Source organism: Niallia sp., assembly GCF_031978665.1.
In the GTDB taxonomy this organism is placed as follows: domain Bacteria; phylum Bacillota; class Bacilli; order Bacillales; family Cytobacillaceae; genus Niallia.
The window spans coordinates 5,442-8,171 of record NZ_DALZDK010000015.1 but is presented as its reverse complement, the minus strand read 5'-3'; the positions used below and the strand labels follow the sequence as shown (position 1 = coordinate 8,171).

At 37.7% G+C, this 2,730-nt stretch carries 2 protein-coding genes and 1 riboswitch; both genes read left to right on the top strand.

Annotated elements, in window-relative coordinates:
* Positions 1–135 precede the first annotated feature (135 nt).
* Positions 136–251, top strand: a riboswitch (SAM riboswitch).
* A 136-nt stretch (positions 252–387) separates the two neighbouring features.
* Positions 388–1,509, top strand: coding sequence for a methionine biosynthesis PLP-dependent protein (locus RTL21_RS09895; protein ID WP_312095716.1), 1,122 nt, complete (start codon positions 388–390; stop codon positions 1,507–1,509).
* On the top strand, positions 1,506–2,675 hold the full coding sequence (gene metC / locus RTL21_RS09890) for a cystathionine beta-lyase (RefSeq protein ID WP_312095715.1): 1,170 nt from the start codon (positions 1,506–1,508) through the stop codon (positions 2,673–2,675). The genes RTL21_RS09895 and metC overlap by 4 nt, the downstream gene beginning before the upstream one ends.
* The last annotated feature ends 55 nt before the right edge of the window (positions 2,676–2,730 follow it).

The following is a 2,730-nucleotide window of genomic DNA, read 5'->3' as shown; positions in this document are numbered from 1 at the left end:
AACTTATAGAAGAAATATAAGCTGATTTTTTAACTTATTTATAATAAGAAGAATATAGAATCTTTTCAGAAATAAAAAATAATTGTTGCTAACTTTTAAAATATATAGTAAATTAATAGTCAATTACATAAGTAATTCTTATCAAGAGAGGTAGAGGGAATGGCCCGAAGAAACCTCAGCAACCTTCAGTAGCTTACGAAATACTGAAAAGGTGCTAATTCCATCAAGCATAATGGCTTGAAAGATAAGAAGAATGACCATTAAATAATCAAAGTCTTCTTCTTATAAACGAAGAAGACTTTTTTCATGGCATTTTTCTTCCTCTCCTTCTTGATTTGTACTAATCATATATAAAAATTCCATTTATTAGAATAGGAGAGTTATAGAATGTATAGTTTAGAGACAAAATTGGCGCAAATTGGAAATAGAAGCGAAACAGCAACAGGGGCAGTAAATCCACCTGTTTATTTCTCAACTGCATATCGTCATGCAGGTATTGGAGAGTCAACAGGTTATGATTACACTCGTACAGGAAATCCTACTCGAGAAATATTAGAAAAAGCTATTGCTGATTTAGAAGACGGAGATCGTGGCTTTGCTTGTAGTTCCGGAATGGCTGCAATCCAAACAATTCTTTCCCTTTTCCAAAGCGGTGATGAGTGGATTATTTCCAAAGATTTATATGGTGGCACATACCGTCTGTTAGAGCAAGGTTATAAAAAATGGGGCCTACGATGTACGTACGTTAATACCTCAGATACGGATGCTGTGCGTGCGGCTATTTCCCCTAATACAAAAGCAATCTTCCTTGAAACTCCTACGAATCCTTTAATGGAACAAACGGATATTTCTGTGGTTGCCTCCATCGCAAAAGAACACAATATTCTGCTTATTGTAGACAATACTTTTTATACTCCAATCATTCAACAGCCGATTCGCCTAGGTGCTGATATTGTCATCCACAGTGCGACAAAGTATTTAGGTGGGCATAATGATGTCCTTGCCGGTCTTATTGTTGCAAAAGGAGAAGAGCTTTGTAATGAGCTTGCCTTACACCATAACTCAGCTGGTGCTGTTTTAAGTCCCTTTGATTCTTGGTTGTTAATGAGAGGAATGAAGACATTAGCATTAAGAATGGAGAAACATGAAGAAAATGCGAAAATACTGTCTTCTTTCCTTCAAGAGCATGAAGCTGTAGTCGATGTTCTATATCCCGGTCGAGGTGGAATGATCTCCTTTAGAATTCAAAACGAATCTTGGGTTAATCCATTTTTACAAAATTTAACCCTTATCTCTTTTGCGGAAAGCCTAGGTGGTGTGGAGAGCTTTATTACGTATCCAGCTACTCAAACCCATGCGGATATTCCATTGGAAGTCAGATTAGAAACTGGTGTTGATAACCGACTGCTGCGTTTTTCTGTTGGTATTGAGAACGCAAATGATTTAATAAAAGATCTGGATAAAGCTTTTTCTATTGCAAAGGGAATTGCGAAGGAGGTAACAATATGAGTACACCGTATACATTTGAAACGAAATTACTTCATAATAAACATAAATTCGACCCAGAAACAGGAGCAGTTAGCGTGCCAATTCAGCACGCTTCTACCTTCCACCAAAAGGATATTGATGAATTTGGAAAATATGATTATAGCAGAAGTTTGAATCCAACAAGAGAAGCATTAGAAGAAGTTGTTGCAGAGCTTGAAGATGGTACACATGGCTTTGCCTTTTCTTCAGGAATGGCCGCCATCTCAACCGCCTTCCTCTTATTATCACAAGGTGACCATGTTGTTATTTCGGAAGACGTATATGGCGGAACCTACCGCATGGTTACAACTGTTTTAAATCGTTTTGGGATTGATCATACCTTTGTAGATATGACCAATTTAGAGGAAGTCGAAGCCGCAGTGTTACCAAATACGAAGGTATTTTATGTAGAAACTCCATCTAATCCCTTGCTAAAAGTAACAGATATTGAAGCGATTAGCCTACTTGCAAAAAAATATCATGCATTAACTTTTGTAGATAATACCTTTTTAACGCCTGCTTTACAAAAACCGTTGACATTAGGAGCAGATATTGTCCTTCATAGTGCGACTAAATTCCTGTCTGGACATAGTGATGTTATTGCCGGTGTTGCTGTAGTAAAAGATGAAGAGCTTGCAAACCAAATCGGCTATTTACAAAATTCCTTTGGTGCAGTACTTGGTGTTCAGGATTGTTGGTTATTACTTAGAGGAATTAAGACATTGCATGTACGCATGAAGCATTCAAGTGATGGCGCAAGAGTAATTGCAGAACATTTACAGAACCACCCATTGATTAAGAAAGTGCATTATCCTGGCTTTGAAGATCATCCACAATATAATATTCAAAAGAAACAAGCACTAAATCCAGGTGCAGTCTTCTCCTTTGAATTATATTCAGAAGATGCAATGCGTACATTTGTTGAACATGTGAAACTTCCTGTATTTGCAGTAAGCCTAGGTGCAGTAGAGTCCATTCTTTCGTATCCGGCAAAAATGTCCCATGCTGCGATGGGCCCCGTTGCAAGAGCAGAACGAGGGATTACAGACTCCCTTCTTCGCCTTTCAGTAGGACTTGAAAATCCACAAGATTTGATCAATGATTTCGAGGCAGCTCTCAAAAAAACGGCGGAGCTACATTATATTTAACGGAGGATTATGATGAGTTTTCTTGACAGACTAAAAAATGAAATTTTAATAGGCG

Coding starts and splice junctions, on each gene's coding strand:
- metC (WP_312095715.1), top strand. CDS start 1,506: ATGAGTACACCGTATACATTTGAAACGAAATTACTTCATAATAAACAT.
- RTL21_RS09895 (WP_312095716.1), top strand. CDS start 388: ATGTATAGTTTAGAGACAAAATTGGCGCAAATTGGAAATAGAAGCGAA.